This is a genomic window from Oligoflexia bacterium (assembly GCA_034439615.1).
In the GTDB taxonomy this organism is placed as follows: domain Bacteria; phylum Bdellovibrionota; class Bdellovibrionia; order JABDDW01; family JABDDW01; genus JAWXAT01.
In genome coordinates this window covers 225058-241715 of sequence record JAWXAT010000047.1, presented here as the reverse complement: position 1 = coordinate 241715, position 16658 = coordinate 225058, and the positions used below count along the sequence as shown (strand labels likewise).

Below are 16658 nucleotides of genomic sequence, written 5' to 3'. Positions count from 1 at the left end.
CCACGCACACCCTGCGCCACACCCGCGCCACCCCTGCGCCAAACCCACACTTCTTGACACCACCGTCAAAAAACCAACATAATTTCCCGCACCAACTCTTGCTCTAGCATTATTATTCTCCAGCTCGCGAACCGCATTCCGCATACTTACATCTCAACTGCTAGTCCCACGTCTGGGTGGCACATCAAGTGCTTTGCTATATGGCAGAGGTCCCCTCCTATGTGAGTGCGGCCCTACAAATGTCTTGTGCCATGAGGGCATACGACAAGGAGAATGTGATGAGCGGTAAAGGAATTTACTCAGCATTATCAGGCGCGATGGCTCAGAGTCATCAGCTCGATACCATTGCAAACAATATCGCAAATGCAAACACTCCTGGTTTTAAGGGTGATAAAAATACTTTCAAAGAATATCTCACCACTCTTGAAAAAATGCCTGACGTCAATACGGTTCCCCGCATCCCCGCGAGCCTTAATAGTTTTTTTGATATGCAAGGCACTGATAAAAGTTATGTCAGTCTCGACGGCACATTTACAGATCACACCCAGGGTGGAGTGAAAGCTACCGGAAATAAACTTGACGTTGCACTCGAGGGAAAAGGTTTTATCGAAGTCCTCACTCCTCAAGGTCCAAGGCTCACACGTAAGGGTACGATGAGTCTGAATGCTCAAGGTGTCTTAACAACAACTGATGGTTTTCCTGTTTTAAAACGAGATGCGAGTAACGCAGCACCTGGTGCACCGGGTGCATCTGACCCCGCCAGTCGCACGATTACTGTTGGTGGCGGCGGGACAATTACATTTACGCAACAAGGTGAAATTTATCAAAATGGTGAAAGTCTTGGCCAGCTAAGCATTGTTGAATATGAAAACAATGAACATCTAAAAAAGATGGGTCACTCACTTTACTCCATTACTGATACGACGATTCCTCGAGTGCTTAATTCTTCAACCGAAGTGCATCAAGGTTTTGTTGAAACCTCTAACGTGAACATTGTTAAAGAAATGACTGACATGATTCAAACTTCAAGAAATTTTGAAAGCGCACAGCGTGTGATTAAAGCCTATGACGAAATGGATGGGAAGCTTATCAATGAAGTTCCCAAATAATGAGGTGATTAAATGTTAAAAGCACTTAATACCGCGGCTACTGGAATGCAGGCTCAACAAACACAATTAGATGTGACAGCCAACAACATGGCTAACGTCAGTACAATTGGGTTTAAAAAATCACGAGCCGAGTTTGAAGATCTTCTCTATCAAACAATCAAAGAACCGGGGGCTCAACTTTCAGCAGGCACTGTTCACCCTTCAGGTGTGCAAACAGGTCTGGGTGTAAAAACTGGAGCAACTCAAAAAATATTTGATGAAGGCTCGGCAAAAATCACACGTAACCCTCTTGATATTCAAATTGAAGGAAATGGTTTTTTCCCGATTCAAATGGCTAACGGGCAAATTGGGTACACTCGTGATGGAACATTTCACAAAGACACAGGCGGAAGAATTGTTGATAAAAATGGTAATCCATTAGTTCCTGAAATTGTTATACCCCCAGATGCTTCAGGAATAAATATTTCTGATTTAGGGGAAGTCAGTGTCGCACAAGCTGGCAGCACAGCACCCCAACAAGTAGGGCAAATTCAATTGGTGAATTTTGTGAATCCTGCGGGCTTGAAATCATTGGGTAAAAATCTTTATATGCCCACCGGTGCAAGTGGCGCCCCACTTCAGGGTAACCCGGGTGAGAATAATTTGGGTACGGTTGCTCAAGGCCAATTAGAAACATCAAACGTAAATATTGTAGATGAAATGGTTAACATGATTCAAACGCAGAGAAGTTATGAGTCGAACAGTAAAGTAATTCAAGCTGCCGACCAAATGCTGCAAAACTCAAATAATTTGAGGTAAGAGAAGTGTTGTCTAGGTTGTTTTTAACATTTGTAGTTTTGTTTTTACTGGGTGAGCGAGTGCATGCTTCGCAAAACCAAGTTCACGTGCGCAATGAAGCGCAAATTGCATTAAGCAATGTGGAACTTGGCGCCATCGCCGATATTGTGACGACAAACATCGACGATGATAAGGCATTGCGCGCGCTTAACTTAGGTGAAGGCCCAAAAGCTGGAAAAGTTGTGGAATGGACCGCAGCTGAGATCAGTAAACGATTGAGACCATTCAATCGTGTTCTTCAAGGTGTGCAACTTAAGCTTCCGGATAGAATTATTATTCGGCGTGCGGTGGATTTTATCACTCGCGATGCTTTACGTTCACAAATTGAGGAAATGTTAAAGTTACGGACGTTGCCGGATCCTTCGTGGGAAGCTAAATTAACGGATATCCAGTTGCAAACTGCAGGGCTCAACATTCCCCCCGACGGCAGCGTCCAGGTAGTTCCTCCACTCACGCGACCAAAAGGTGCGGCAAGTTTTGAGGTTGTTATTTCAAAGCATGGGCAAGTGATCAAAAGACATTGGATCAATGCCAAGGTGGCGTATTTTGCGCCCGTTGCAAAAACTCTTCGTCGCATTGAAGCTAATAGTCATCTTTCTGATGCCGATGTTAAATGGCAAAAAGAAGATGTTACTTTTTTAAATGAAATACCTGCGCAAGTTGCAGATTTACCCACGGCAACAACACGCCATTCATTACAGCCAGGGGTGCTTGTTACTAGATCGCATTTAGCTCGTGAGACAGCAGTAAAGTTTGGTCAAGAAATAGAAGTTGTAGCTGGTGGTGATGCCTTCTCGGTTTCTACAAAAGGGTTTTCACAACAAAATGGTTATATCGGTGACATCGTCAAGGTGAAGAGCCAAAACACAAATAAAATTTTAAGTGGTGTGATTACAGCTAGGGGTGTGGTGCGTGTTAACTATTAAAAATATTTTCTCCATTCTTATTTTGTCAGCCCTACTTGTAAATCTTGTGGGGTGTGCAAGTCTTGGTCGAAAATGGAAGAACCTTGTTGGTGGCGGAACTTCGAGTGCACCGGCTAAGCCACCAGGGCCACAATCACCTAGTTTTGCATCACAGCCAAATGTCATGACGGGTAAAGAGCGTAAGTACAAACGTGTTACAAAAGAAAATTTTTCAGATGAACAATCACTAGAAGAAAATTCTGGATCGCTCTGGAGAAAAGAAGGCCAGGGGTCATATTTATTCAGTCAGAATAATTTAAGGGTTCTTGGTGATGTTGTAAATGTCAACATTGAGGGTCGCACTGGCGATAATCTTTCGACAAAAATAAAATTAATTAGAACAGCCTGGGCAAAATTTGATAAACCTCAAGTAAAAATTATTCGCAGAGTTGCAACTGCAGGTAAGCCAACGCCTGATCGTGGACAAGGAACCCCACCACCTCCACCGGCGCAAGCCAATGATGCTAACAATACTGATGAAAATAAAGATAATGATAAAAATTCAGCTGACAACACAAAAGAAAAAGACGATGCAAAGTTTGATCAAGTGCCCTGTCGTATCGTTGAGAAAAACTCTGATGGCTCGTATCGTGTTAAAGGGCAACAGACTGTATTAATTGGCAGAAGAGAATATAAAATAATTGTTACCGGAAATCTTCGTGCAGATGACATCACGGCAGATAATATTTCTTCGACAAAAATCATTGATGGAAAGTTTGATTTAATAGCTTCAAGCAAGGATGCAAGAAATGATATCATCCGCTAAAATAATGTTTTTCATGATTTTGATAAGTGGTGTTGCTGAAGCAGCACGACTAAAAGATATTACAAACATTCGTGGTGTTCGAGAGAATCAGTTAGTTGGTTATGGTCTCGTAGTGGGTCTTAACGGAACCGGTGACGGTAAAGCTGAATTCACTTCAAAAAGTATTGCCCGCATGCTTGACACAATGGGAATGAAACTTAGTACAGCTGATATTGAAAGTAAAAATGTCGCTGCTGTTATGGTGACGGCAACACTGCCAGCATTTGCGCGTGCTGGTAATAAAATTGATGTCACTATTAATAGCATCGGAAGCGCTTCAAGTTTGGTGGGTGGAACACTTCTTCAAACACCTCTACGTGCTTCAGATCAGCAAGTTTACGCTGTAGCTCAAGGTGGAGTACTTGTGGGGCTCCCATCAACTGGTGGTGGAACCAGTGAAAAAGGTCACCCTACAGTTGCTCGTGTTCCCCATGGAGCGATGATTGAAACAGATTCGGCGAGTGATTTTTCAAATCGCAAAATGTTTAGACTCACTTTGTTTGATGCTGATTTCACAACCGCATCTCGAGTGGTTAAGACCATAAATCAAGACTTGGGTGGAAAATTTGCATCTGCAAAAGATGCAGGCACAATTGATATTGTGGTTCCTTTTAATTATGAAGGCGATGCCGTTGAACTCATGGCTAGTATTGAAAACCTAGACGTGAGTAGTGATACAAAAGCGCGCGTTGTTGTGAATGAACGCACTGGCACTGTGGTAATCGGCGAACGTGTGCAAATTCAAACAGTTGCAATCAGTCACGGAAATCTTTCTGTACAAGTGAAGGCCACAAGTTCAAATCAAGAAGAGAGTCCAGAAATTCGCGGGCCCGCTTCAACATCTGGTAAAACCAAGGGAAATCGCGTTGCACTTTTTCAAAAGTCAGCAAGTGTTGGAGATCTTGTAAAAGCGTTGAACGCGTTGGGCGTTACGCCAAAAGACCTGATCACAATTTTGCAAACCATAAAAGCAGCCGGCGCATTGCAAGGCGAGCTTGAGGTTTTATGAAAATGGTTATCGGTGTTTTTATGAAAATGGATTACAATAAATTTATAGTATCGCGACACATGGATGTGTTGCGTGTGCAGTCGGGGGTTAGGTGGGCCATAGGTTGATTGCCATGGATAGGCTGAATACTGGTTTCTTGCAGGAAACAGGTGCAGGATGTCGGCTCGTAGCCAAGGATTGGCTCGATGCCCATTTTGCAGAATGAGGCGCAGGAAGCGCGAACTCATTGGTCCATCGCCCCTTTTTTTTTAAATCGTGTGGTTAAATGAAGATCAAAGAAAAACCACTCGATGTTACGCAGTCATCGCTACATCGGGCTCAATCAAAAAAAGATCAACGTGATCCGCGCATGCTCGAAGCTGCGCAAAATTTTGAAAATCAATTTATCCGACAAATGATTTCTGAAATGCGAAAGACAGTTCCGGGAAACGAACTTGTTCCCGAGGGAATGGGAGAAAGAATTTTCCGTGAAGAACTTGATAATAAATATGCAGATAGTTGGGTGGAGCGTGGCGGTATCGGGTTGGCTGATATTATTTACGATCAGCTTCAAGATAAATACGGAAACGCTGCTACTCTTCCCCGTAAGAGTCCTGGAGAAGCTTTAAGATTACCTCCGGGGGGATCAGCTCAGAATGATCGCCCTCGAGATATTTTGAGAAAATCAGACGGCAGTCTTTTTATGGCGAAAGCATCTGAAGGTGGATATGTTTTAAAATCTGTTGAACCTTTACCCGAGCGTGTAGATTTGCACAGCCCTTACCCTGGGATTGTTCTTCAATCTGCAGCTCTAGAAGATGGTCGTCAGATGGTTGTTGTGAAACACGACCAAGGCCTGGTGACACAAATGGTACATTCAGGAAACAACCGCGTAAAAAATGGACAAAGGGTTGATGCGGGATCAGTTATAGCAGAGCTCCCGGCATCTCAACGTGGAGAAGGTGCTCAGGTGTTTTTCGGGTTGCGTAGAGAGCAGAAAACCGAATAAAATAAAGTATATACTAAGGAGGCTACTATGAAGGTAACCGATAAAACTTCTATTGATCAGTTAGATGGAACAGCCAAAGCACAAGGCTCAAAAAGAAAAGGTGCAGCAAGCTCAGCCCAACAAACTGGGAATGTTTCGTCATCAGATCAACTTGCATCAGCAAAAGTAAAACTTTCTGAACGCGCACAAGACATGAAAAAAGTTAAAGATGTTGTGAATAGCGTTCCTGATGTTGACGAAGCAAAAGTTGCAAAGTTCAAAGCTATGATTGCAAAAGGTGAATATAAACCTGACTCAGCAAAAACCGCAGACAAGATGGTTGATGAACACGCATACAATGATTTTTTAACGAAGACAGACGGATAAAATAATTCTCTAAAGCCTAAGAGCAATTTGCAAGGAAGCGAAAATGCATGAGGCCTATAAAAGTTTAGAAATCGTTCTCGAAGACGAAATTAAAGTCTATAGGGCTCTGCTTGATCTCGTACGCCGTGAGAAAGAAGTTCTCATCTCGGCAAAAATAGACGAACTCAATGAAAACAATAAATCAAAAGAAGCGATGGTTCTTAAAATCAGAGCCCTAGAGCGCGTGCGTGAAAAAGCAGCCCGTGACTTAGCTGCGGCTGTTGGTGCAAGTACCGAGAGTCCGAGACTTTTAGAAATAGCTTCAAAAGTTGTTGATCCGTATAATTCAAAATTGCGCAGCATACATTCAACATTAGATTTACTCATTAGGCGCATAAAAGAAATCAATGAAAACAACGAGGCTCTCATTCAATCGTCATTGAAGATGGTGAATGGGGCTCTCGGTGCAATTAAAGATACACTTCAACCTCGATCTACATATGCTCAATCGGGTGAAGTGAAAAAAAACGAAGTTGCAGGCCACTTCGTTAGCAAAGAAGTTTAAGTTTTAGAGCTCGCAATGATTGCGGGTTGTTGAAAGGACAGGATGTCCCCACGCATTGGTTCAATAATGACTGTTGGCAAGCAAGCTATGGCAAATAGCCAAACTGCTTTGCAAACAACATCTCATAACATCGCTAATGCCAACACTGAAGGGTACACTCGTCAGCGCATTGAACAACAATCCGCTGAGCCCATTGGCTCGGGAAAATTAAGAATAGGCCAAGGTTCAAAAACTGTCGGCGTTACTCGTGTCGTTAATAGTTATCTCAATAAACAAATTCAAGATGAAACAACGAAGCTGGGAACCTCAAGTGGTCGTCAGGGTTCACTCGACCGGGTTGAACAAGTTTACAACGAAAGTATTAATAAAGGTCTGAACAGATTTTTGGCAAATTTCTTCAACGCTTTTAAAGAATTTGCAAATAATCCCGAGTCACAAGCGACACGCGCTCTTGTAAAAGAAAGTGCTAAAATTCTTACCGAAGACTTTCATCGTATTCATAATCAACTCGATTCTATTCAAAAAGATGTTGATGCTCAGATTCGTGCGCAAGTCTCACAGATCAATGGTTATTCAAAAGAGATCGCCACACTTAATGAAAAAATCCAAATGGTTGAAGTTTCAGGAGCTCCCGCTAACGATGAACGCGATAGGCGTGACCTTCTTTTGAAAAAACTCGGTGAGCTCGTTAATATTCGTTACGCTGAAGGTGATAACGGAAAAATCGCTATTACGGCAGGAAATAACGCTCTGCTTGTGAGTGGCTATGAATTCAATGAACTCATTGCTAAGTCGACTCCAGCTGATGGTATTAAGCGCGAAGGCAATATTGATGTTTTCTTCAGGAGTGGACCAAAAGGTTCAGAGTTTTTAGTTACCAATCAACTTAAAGGTGGTCACATCGGCGGAGCCCTTGATGCTCGTGACAGTATCATCAATGATCTTCATAGCAAATTAGATCACATCGCATTTAGTGTAACTGATGAAATCAATGCATTACATAGACAAGGTTATGACCGGTACGATCAAACAGGCAGAAATTTCTTTGAGCCCGTTCAAGATGAATTCAATGCAGCTCTAAATATTAAACTCAATGAAGAAATCGAAGAAGATTCAGGCTACATTGCTGGCGCATTTCAACCAGGAAGCCCTGGTGATAATAGAATCGCTAACGCCATTGCAGCTGTTCAGACAAAAGCAATCTTTCAAAATGGAACATCTTCTGTAGATGACTACTTCAATGGCATCGTTGGTGAGTTTGCGGTTCTAACTCGCAAAAATACAATGGCTTTAGAGCATCAAAAAAACATAGTCGAGCAATTGAAAAATGTTCGTGAAGGAATCAGTGGCGTAAGCCTTGATGAAGAAACAACGGACATGGTCAAATTTCAAAAAGCATACGACGCATCTGCGCGACTTATTAAAGTCGCCGATGAAATGTTTGATACCGTTTTAAATTTAAAAAGATTATGAGGTCATAAGTGCGCGTCAGTAATAATATGAACTACGAGCAAGTGAAGGGCAATATAGCTAAAAATCGTTCAGAGATGGCTGACCTTCAAAATCAAGCATCGTCAATGAAGCGCATTACCAAACCTTCTGACGATCCTGTTGGAACATCTCGCATGCTTGGAATTCGTACTGACAAAGTTGGTTCAGAACAATTTGTTAAAAATATCGACATCGCAAGAAACTTCTTAAGCTACACAGATCTTGCGTTAGGTGAGGCCACAGAAGTATTAGCACGTGCAAAAGAATTAGCACTTGGCCAAGCCAGTGATGCGAGCACAAACGCATCAGCTCGCCTTGCAGTTGCCACAGAAATTGAACAACTCACTCGAGATATGGTTCATATCGGCAATCGCAAAGTAGGCGAGCGATTTATTTTTGGTGGATACAAGACCACTCATTCTCCATTTGATAATGATGGAAATTATCGGGGTGATGAGGGTGGAATGAAAATTGAAGTAAATAAGGGTGTTTTTACCACTATTAATTTACCCGGTGATCAGGTTTTCCTAGGTAAGAATAGTAAACTTGCTCTAGTACCATCTGAAAGAAGGGGATCGACAACTCCTAATTATCCACCAATTCCAGCTTCAAAAGAGCCAGAAGATATTGAAATACGTGGCCCTGCAAATGAAAATGACTCGGTGTCAGCTGCCAGTTCAGATAGCGCTCGTGAGTCAAAACGTCGCGAAAGTTTAAAAGCAAATGAAACCATAGAATCTCCTAAAGAAAATGCTGAGGGAGAAAATATTTTCACCACCTTAAATGCACTGTCAGCAGGTTTACGTGCAAATGACACAGTCGCTATTCAAGAAACATTAGAGCGTCTTGATGGCGCACATGAACAAGTCGTTTTGCTACGTTCACAAGTAGGATCTCGCGTTGCCTCGTTAGAAAATACCAGCTTAGGGCTAGGAAAACAAAAAGTTGAAGATGCTAGCCTCTTGAGTTCAATAGAGGATGCCGATGCCTTTGAAGTGTTCACAGATATAACAAAAAACGAAAATACTTTGAAGGCTACGCTGCAAACATCTGGCAAGTTACTTCAGCCCAGTTTGCTTGACTTTTTAAGATAGTCCGGCTAACCATGGTCAGGTTTTAAAAAATCTGACCAGACTCACAGGAAGTGGCGAGCATTCGAAGTAGGAGAGAGTTAACATGCTAGTATTGACCAGGAAGTTGGGCGAAAGCATTGCGATTGATGATCACATCAAGATAGTTGTGGTCCAAATCAAAGGAAAGCAAGTTCGCTTAGGCATTGAAGCCCCAAAAGAGACAAAAATTCATCGAGAAGAAGTCTACTTGGCCATTCAAGAACAGAATAAGGCTGCATCCACCAGCAGCTCTGACAACACCAAAAAAGTGGCTACACTCCTAAAGAGGGGTTAAAGTTAGAAGTACGGTATTTTGGGCTTGCAGGCCCGGCTTTTTTTGTTAGTCTGGACATGGAGGTCTAGGAAAAATGCAATTTCAAACCACTCGGTTTGGCCTCGTTACGGTAAGTGAAACTGATCTCATAACATTTAAAGAAGGCCTATTGGGCTTTTCTGAACTGCGGAAGTTTGTTCTTTTGGATGATCCAAACGATGAAATATTTGCGTGGCTTCAGTCGTGTGAGCGTCCTGGTGTAGCTTTCCCCGTTTTAGAACCCGAGCTATTTACCACAGACTATAAAGTGAATTTATCAAAACATGATCTTGAAGCACTTTCGATGAAGATTGAAGATCGAAAGCGCGTTTTCAATATCGTCACAATTCCTGAAGATGTCACCTTAATGACTGCGAATATGAAAGCCCCTGTTGTGATCAATATTAAAGATCGATGCGCAAAACAGATCGTTGCTCAAGAAAATGACTATCAAATTAAGCATCTCATTTTCGCTGAACTTCAAAAGCGCGTAGTTCAAAACCCACAGGTGCAATTCAAAGCCAGTGTTACAGCTGGGGGCGTCGCGGTGCGTTTGCCACTTACTCCTGCTACCAACAAAGACCTTAGCGTTTAAGATTCTAGTAAAAATTGTAAGGGTGTTTACTCATTATTCGCTCATTTCTTAAGAAATACGCCTATAAGTCATTAAAAGCCTTATAGAATTGGCATTCTCATTGCTCATGCACACACCTATGAACAAAAAAAATACTTATAGCATGTTGATTTTAGCCCTTACCTTAGTTGGTTGTGGGGCTAAAAACTATCAATCCCAAGTTTCAAATAATTCTATTCCGCACTATTCCGTTAATGAAGTTCAAAAAGATCGAACAACAATTGCGGGTCATTTAACAAAAGCTAAAACACATCGAATTGATAATTCAAAAACTGATGTTGAAATTGTTTTAGATCAAAAAATTCCAAGTTCAGAACAATTAAGTGAAATTCAAATCGCAATAAATTTAATTGAAACTTTTCTTATTAAGTATGATCGCGTTTATTACATTAACGGTCAGTTGGTTTCTCCGAATTCAGAAGAAATTTTGAATCTGAGAAAAATTCTCAAAAAAATGAAAGAAATTATCCCACAATTAAAAGCTCAATCAATCAACGATGAAAAATTATCCTTAATCACAAGTCGTCATCTATTGAGTATCATGGAATCAACTTTGAAGAGCCGTCACTTAGAATTTTTCATTAGTGAAGGTAAAATCGCTTGGGTTTATTCTAAAGAGAATCACAAAAATAACGCTGATCTCTGTGCCCAGCAGATTCTAGATCTTAAAGCCTATGTATTAGCAGCTCAGTCTCATTTAACTAAATACGGAGAAGCTTCTGAGGAATTGTCTTTAAAAGCATCAGATAAATTCTTAAAAATTAAACTTCAGCACGCGCAAGACACTTTAAAGCATTTAGAAGCAGGCAAGGGCTTTTAAAGCATAGACACATTTGCATTTTTGGCTTACCTCTTTGCACACATTAGGGGGGGCCTTATGAAGTCATTAATTGGTGCTATATTTCTTATTTCATTTCTATGTAACCAAGTTCAAGCTCAAGGTATTATTCAGCCAGGTCTAAAACTTAGCCGTATCGTTGAAGTTAAAAAAACCGGTGCACCCGATGTAGATTACGTTATTGTGCGTAATTTTCTTCAAGAAACACCGGTGAATGTCTATGGGATCGATACATATTACTGGCATGAAATGGGTCCTCGTATGGAAACCATTTTTCTTTACCGCTTAAAATACAGGGGCGGCAATCTCACAGCACAAGTTGAGTACCACTCAAATGATTTTCCGATGGATGCAACTTGGGACATTCATTGGTCAAAAAAAACCGTATTTAAACTAAATGTTCCATTTGTCCACAAAGCCAAAATACGTGATCGTGATTATAGGGTCAGCATTACAATGGTTAAGTAGCTAACCTTAAACTTCTTGCTTAGGCCTGAAAATTTTTGTGAGAAGTCTTCCGCCCCAGTTTCTGAAATCATCAATATAACCAAATGCAGCGGGTACAACTACTAGTGTGAGTAGTGTTGAGCTGATGAGACCTCCGATAATTGCAATTCCCATACTGGTTCTTGACCTGGCAGCTTCACTAAGCCCAAGAGCAATCGGTAATGTACCAGCGATAAGTGCAACGGTCGTCATCAAGATTGGACGCAATCGTTTTATTCCTGATTCAAGCAATGCTTCATTACGTGTCATTCCTCCCTTAATGAGCTGAAGGGTATAGTCGACTAGCAATATTGAATTTTTTGTAACGAGCCCCAGCAGCATGATCATACCGATCATTGAGAAAATATTAAGTGACTCATCAAATAAGAAAAGTGCGATGAGTCCTCCGACGATAGCCAGTGGTAAGGCAAGCATGATTGTAAATGGGAGAACAAAAGATTCGTAGAGGCTTGCTAAAATTAAATAAACAAAAGTGACCGCAAGACCAACTGCGATGAGCATGTTGTTTCTAAGTTCGACGAAGTCTTCAGATTGTCCTAAGAATGCGAAAGTCATTCCTTCGGGAAGCTTTTCTTCGGCAATAATGCGCTCTGCTTCGGTTCGGATATCACCAAGTGCTCCACCTTGTGCGAGATCAGCTGAGATAATGATGGTACGCGCTCTATTATAACGTGAAATTTTTGAAGGGCCTTCTGCTTTCACACCCGTTGATACATCTGCAAGTTGCACAAGATTATTGTTAATATTAGGAACGTAAAGTTCGTTAAAAGATTTTTCTAAATCTCTTTGTTCAGGTTTTAGTCTTACTCGAATATCATATTCTTTTCCATTTTCACGATACTTGGCAGCCACAATACCCTCGAGCATTCCACGTAATTCTTGACCTACCATTCCAGAGAGAACTCCATAGTTTTCTGCTTTATTAGGAATCAGTTGCACTTGAAATTCTGGTTTTCCCAAACGATAATTAGTATCGATATCAGCGAGGCCAGGAATTTTTTTAAACTTTGCTACAAGCTTGTTTGAATACTCTGAAACTTGATCAAGATTTTCTCCTGAAATACTGAGTGTGAAGGGGCGTTGATTTCCGCCGACCACATCTACGTCAGTTACTTTAGGTGACGCATAGGCATATGGAATAAGTTTTGGACGTATAAGTTCTTTTACTTGATTGGTCATTAAACTACGTTTTGTGTAATGAGTAAGTGCAACATAAAGTGAGGCTACGTTTGATTCGCCAGTACCTTTACCCACTGTAACTGCGACTCGATCAATTTCAGGGAATTTTTTTACTTCAGCTTCTACTTTGAGTGCAGTCTCTTGCATGACATCTAAACTTGTACCTGGAGGCATTTCTAAACTGACCGTGAATTCGCCATTGTCGGAGTTGGGTAGGAACGTGCTTTTTACACTTCGTGCTAAACCCATGCTGAAAACAAATATCACCAGTGCGAGACCCAAAATCACAGCAGGTTTTCTGAGTGTGAATTTTAATACCTTACCGTATAATCCAGTGATGCGTTCATGGGTTCGATCTACACTTTTAGAAAATCGCTCCATTAATTTTCCAAATTTTGTTGTGCTATGACCCGTACCTGCGAAATAAGCAGATAACATGGGCGCCATTGTCAACGCATCAAAAAGAGAGATGATCATTGCAAATACAATTGTTAAACCAAATTGTTTAAAAAATTGTCCTACCGTACCTGACAAAAAACCGACCGGTAAAAACACAGCTATAACAGTGAGTGTCGTGGCAACAACAGCCATGGTTACTTCTTGAGTTCCTTTTTCAGCGGCGACCCGCGCTGATTCTCCTAGCTCCATACGCCGGAATATATTTTCTCGAACAACAATTGCGTCGTCGATTAATAGGCCTACTGCGAGGCTCAGTGCAAGGAGTGTCATGACGTTTATGGTGAAACCCATGAGATACATTAATATGAATGCCCCAATGATGCTGTTGGGAAGTGCAAGCCCTGTGATGATTGTTGATCTGAAATTTCCTAAGAAGAGAAACACGACAAATACGGCGAGTAAGCCTCCATCTATAATTGACCCTTTTACGTCTTCAACGTTTGCACGAATCCACTTGGCACCATCGCGTAGTATAGAAACTTCTAATTTGCCTTGCTTGAGTGCTAATTGTTTATTGATTTTTGTCGCAGCTTTCATAACTTCGTCTGCTACGCTAACTGTATTTGCGCCTGATTGTTTTCTAACGTCGATAAAAAGTGCGGCTTTGCCGTTAAGTATACTGCGAGTTGTTTCATCTTCAACACTGTCTGTGACGTTTGCTACACTTGATAAACTTACGGGGACGTCACTACCAAAGAAATTAACAACTGTGTTTTTAATTTGATCAATCGACTTAAACTCGCCAATAGTTCTAAATACTGTTTCTTGATTTCCTTTTACGACTTTTCCTAGAGGAACGTTTTGTGCTGAAGCTCCAATTTTTTGAGCTAGAGTTTGAATTGAAAGTTCACGTTGTTTTAGTTTTTTGCGATCCACCTCAACTTTGATTTCACGCTTTGTTCCACCAATAATATCAACTTGACCAACACCGTTTGCTTGTTCAATGAGTGGTTTAACGTCATTCTCGGCGATATCAAAAAGTTCGGCGCGACTGAGATCACCTGAGAGAGAAAATCTCATAATGGGTTGGTCAGATACGTCAACACGGCTAACCCTGGGTTCTTCAATATCTTTTGGTAGCTGTCCACGTACGTTTGAAACTTTATCTCGAACTTGTTGTTCGGCATATTTGATATCAACACCTTGTGCAAATTCTGAGACGACATAGCCCATACCTTCTTGGCTTACAGAATTAAGGCGCTTGAGCCCTGAAGATGAGGAAAGTTTTTCTTCTAAAGGTTTAACTATAAGTGTTTCTACTTCTTGGGGCGAGGCACCCGGGTATAAAACGGTTGTCACCACTACGGGAAATGTAACGTCAGGAAACTGATCTACTCCGAGTTTGCTCAATGCAAGTAAGCCAACGAGCAATGTCACGATCACAATGCTGGTTAAAAATACTGGGCGTCTGATTGAGAGTGCAGATAAGTTCACAGTGATTCTCCGTTGTAAAGACGAGACAGGGCTCGAAGTGAGATGATGTCATTGATAATTCTAATTCTAATGAGTCGTGCATCAGAGAAATGATCTTCAAATTGTAAAACTTGATAACTGGTGGTGCGTCCGTTACCGAAACGTTTACGTTCATATTCAAGTTTTTCTGATTGAAGCGTTTCAAGATCTCGAGCTGTCTCTAAACGAGTGAGTGCATCTTTAAATCGTTTTTGAAGATCAGACCAATCTTGGTCCAATTCAAATCGTGCTCTCCATGAAGCGTTCTCTGCTGCTTGAGCCGAAGCATTGTAACCTTCTTTAATGTCACTCGTGATTCCCAAACCTAATGGCACGGTAAGTTTAACACCTACAGTATAAGTTGGATAATCAGACTTCCAAGATTGTTGGGTAGCTATTCTTTGATTTGAATCGCGTCCGTTAAATGCCGCAGTCCCGTAGAGGCTAACATCAGGTTTTACTTTTTCAGCGGCAAGCTTTGCTTGTGCTTTTTGAACTTGAGCATTTAAAACATTGGCAGTTACATCGGCGCGATCTGCGAGTCGTTTAACTTCAGAGGCTGCCATTTTTTCTATACCCACTTCAATAGGTGTGAGTACTTCAGGTACATGATCTCCACGAACTCCACGTGCGGAATTAAAAAGACTTGCAGCTTGTCTTAATGATTCTTCATCTGTTTGAAATTGTAACTCACGAGCTTTTAAGGCTGCTTGGGCTTGAAGTAGATCGGCGCGATCTGTGACGTTCATGCTGACACGTTTTTGATTCCATTTAAGAATTTTATTTGTTCTTTCAATTGAGTCTTTGTCAAAATTTACTACTTGGCGCAAGAGTGCTAAACGCCAGTAAGCTGTTTCAGCGCTATAGATAATTTGATGAGATGAGAATTTTTGTAAGAGAGCTTGTGCTTTTAAAGACAAAACTGTTGTTTCTTCAAAAGCTTTAGAGAGTTCAGCGTTGAAGTCTTTCCAAAGCGGTTGTGAAATACTGATTTGCGGAGCATTACTATAGTTGCCAGCAGAAGGTATTGATGTTGAACCATTTACCTGCGCGTAAGTAGTGTTATACGTCAGACTTAAGTTAGTACCTGTTCTGAGTTTTGTCTGAACGCCAAGATAAGCATTTTGAGAAATAGTTTGAGTGCCGTACAAGGGGCTTGATTGTTGTTTTTTATCGTCGGAGTAACTCGCTCCACCTATAAGTGATGGCATAAAATCGATACTGCCCTCACTTTCACGGTACCAAAAACCATCTTGTGCAATCTGTGTTGCTCTGTAACCCTGGTTTTGAGTCTTAACTTGATTGATATAATCTTTTAACGTTAGTTCAGCATGGGCGTGTGTTGGCCAGCCGAACAGAGTTATGAGACTGATCTGAGTAAATAATATTTTGTATGCGTTCATTTGAACACTCCATCAAAAAAAATGGTGGTAACTGTTTTTTTAATTGCCTCTTTAATTTCATCTGTCGAATTTAAATCATGAAAGAAAAATCCTACTTGATTGTTCATCTGATTGGTAAACCCCAAAAACATATTGATTGCCGACATAGCAACCATATCGGGGCTTAATTGAGCATTGATGAATTTCTTTTTTTGGCCGTAGGCTATAAATTCACTAAAGGCACCTTTTGCTTGGCCGATGTATTTCTTAATTACTTCGCCTGCTCTGGGCATTCCGTCTGAAATTTCTCGATTCATAAGTTTACAAAAATCAGGGCGAGATGCGATTTCATTAAACATATGTTCTAAAAAAACACCGAGCTTTTCACGGTAGGCTTCGGCCGTTTCTGGAAGTGGGTCTTTTTTAATAAAATTTTGAGAAAGGTCTGCGCGAATTTGTCCGACGCGTTCAAAAATTGCTTTATAAAGGCCGTCTTTTCCACCGAAGTAATAAGAGACTAAACAGACATTTGCTTTTGCAGCTTTACAGATTTGACGAATGGTAGCTTCTTTAAAGCCAACATCGGCAAATACCTTTTGTGCAACGTTTAGTATCTCTTCTCTGGTAGAAGGATCTAAAGCTTTTGCTGAAATTCGACCTAAACGCAT

Annotated in this window: 17 protein-coding genes; 14 read left to right on the top strand and 3 right to left on the bottom strand. The window is 41.2% G+C overall.

Translation table 11 applies throughout. From position 1 onward, the window contains the following. Window positions 1-278 precede the first annotated feature (278 nt). The 14 genes from flgF to SGI74_11925 all read left to right on the top strand — a co-directional run bounded on the left by flgF (window position 279) and on the right by SGI74_11925 (window position 11479). The gene (flgF, locus tag SGI74_11990) at window positions 279-1109 is read left to right on the top strand and encodes a flagellar basal-body rod protein FlgF (GenBank protein ID MDZ4678215.1); all 831 of its coding nucleotides are present in this window, start codon (window positions 279-281) and stop codon (window positions 1107-1109) included. 12 nt (window positions 1110-1121) lie between these two features. Further along, entirely contained in the window at window positions 1122-1907 is a 786-nt protein-coding gene (flgG, locus tag SGI74_11985) for a flagellar basal-body rod protein FlgG (GenBank protein MDZ4678214.1), read from the top strand. 8 nt (window positions 1908-1915) lie between these two features. Beyond that, window positions 1916-2872, top strand: a complete 957-nt coding sequence (gene flgA / locus SGI74_11980; protein ID MDZ4678213.1) for a flagellar basal body P-ring formation chaperone FlgA — start codon at window positions 1916-1918, stop codon at window positions 2870-2872. Further along, complete coding sequence (locus tag SGI74_11975) at window positions 2859-3677, top strand: flagellar basal body L-ring protein FlgH (GenBank protein MDZ4678212.1); 819 nt, start codon at window positions 2859-2861, stop codon at window positions 3675-3677. Before flgA ends, SGI74_11975 begins: the two co-directional genes overlap by 14 nt. Further along, window positions 3652-4725 (top strand): flagellar basal body P-ring protein FlgI, encoded by a 1074-nt coding sequence (locus SGI74_11970; protein ID MDZ4678211.1) that lies wholly within the window; start codon window positions 3652-3654, stop codon window positions 4723-4725. The genes SGI74_11975 and SGI74_11970 overlap by 26 nt, the downstream gene beginning before the upstream one ends. A 265-nt stretch (window positions 4726-4990) precedes the next feature. Then, on the top strand, window positions 4991-5713 hold the full coding sequence (locus tag SGI74_11965; protein MDZ4678210.1) for a rod-binding protein: 723 nt from the start codon (window positions 4991-4993) through the stop codon (window positions 5711-5713). 27 nt (window positions 5714-5740) lie between these two features. Then, complete coding sequence (flgM, locus tag SGI74_11960) at window positions 5741-6079, top strand: flagellar biosynthesis anti-sigma factor FlgM (protein MDZ4678209.1); 339 nt, start codon at window positions 5741-5743, stop codon at window positions 6077-6079. A gap of 43 nt (window positions 6080-6122) precedes the next feature. Then, window positions 6123-6623: a flagellar protein FlgN gene (locus SGI74_11955; GenBank protein MDZ4678208.1), complete on the top strand. Its 501-nt coding sequence runs from the start codon at window positions 6123-6125 to the stop codon at window positions 6621-6623. Window positions 6624-6665: 42 nt separating this feature from the next. After that, window positions 6666-8096 (top strand): flagellar hook-associated protein FlgK, encoded by a 1431-nt coding sequence (flgK, locus tag SGI74_11950; protein ID MDZ4678207.1) that lies wholly within the window; start codon window positions 6666-6668, stop codon window positions 8094-8096. A gap of 8 nt (window positions 8097-8104) precedes the next feature. After that, window positions 8105-9208, top strand: a complete 1104-nt coding sequence (flgL, locus tag SGI74_11945; GenBank protein MDZ4678206.1) for a flagellar hook-associated protein FlgL — start codon at window positions 8105-8107, stop codon at window positions 9206-9208. Between the two features lie 82 nt (window positions 9209-9290). Further along, window positions 9291-9521: a carbon storage regulator CsrA gene (csrA, locus tag SGI74_11940; GenBank protein ID MDZ4678205.1), complete on the top strand. Its 231-nt coding sequence runs from the start codon at window positions 9291-9293 to the stop codon at window positions 9519-9521. 73 nt (window positions 9522-9594) lie between these two features. Beyond that, a complete protein-coding gene (gene fliW / locus SGI74_11935) occupies window positions 9595-10134 on the top strand; it encodes a flagellar assembly protein FliW (protein ID MDZ4678204.1) in 540 nt (179 codons plus the stop codon). Window positions 10135-10252: 118 nt separating this feature from the next. Beyond that, window positions 10253-10993, top strand: coding sequence for a hypothetical protein (locus SGI74_11930; protein ID MDZ4678203.1), 741 nt, complete (start codon window positions 10253-10255; stop codon window positions 10991-10993). 57 nt (window positions 10994-11050) lie between these two features. Beyond that, on the top strand, window positions 11051-11479 hold the full coding sequence (locus SGI74_11925) for a hypothetical protein (GenBank protein ID MDZ4678202.1): 429 nt from the start codon (window positions 11051-11053) through the stop codon (window positions 11477-11479). 6 nt (window positions 11480-11485) lie between these two features. Here SGI74_11925 and SGI74_11920 read toward each other — a convergent pair whose 3' ends face one another. From SGI74_11920 to SGI74_11910, 3 genes are read right to left on the bottom strand one after another with little or no spacing between them, the layout of a single operon-like run. Further along, the gene (locus tag SGI74_11920) at window positions 11486-14590 is read right to left on the bottom strand and encodes an efflux RND transporter permease subunit (protein MDZ4678201.1); all 3105 of its coding nucleotides are present in this window, start codon (window positions 14588-14590) and stop codon (window positions 11486-11488) included. After that, window positions 14587-16011, bottom strand: coding sequence for a TolC family protein (locus SGI74_11915; protein MDZ4678200.1), 1425 nt, complete (start codon window positions 16009-16011; stop codon window positions 14587-14589). The genes SGI74_11920 and SGI74_11915 overlap by 4 nt, the downstream gene beginning before the upstream one ends. After that, window positions 16008-16658, bottom strand: coding sequence for a TetR/AcrR family transcriptional regulator (locus SGI74_11910; protein ID MDZ4678199.1), 651 nt, complete (start codon window positions 16656-16658; stop codon window positions 16008-16010). The genes SGI74_11915 and SGI74_11910 overlap by 4 nt, the downstream gene beginning before the upstream one ends.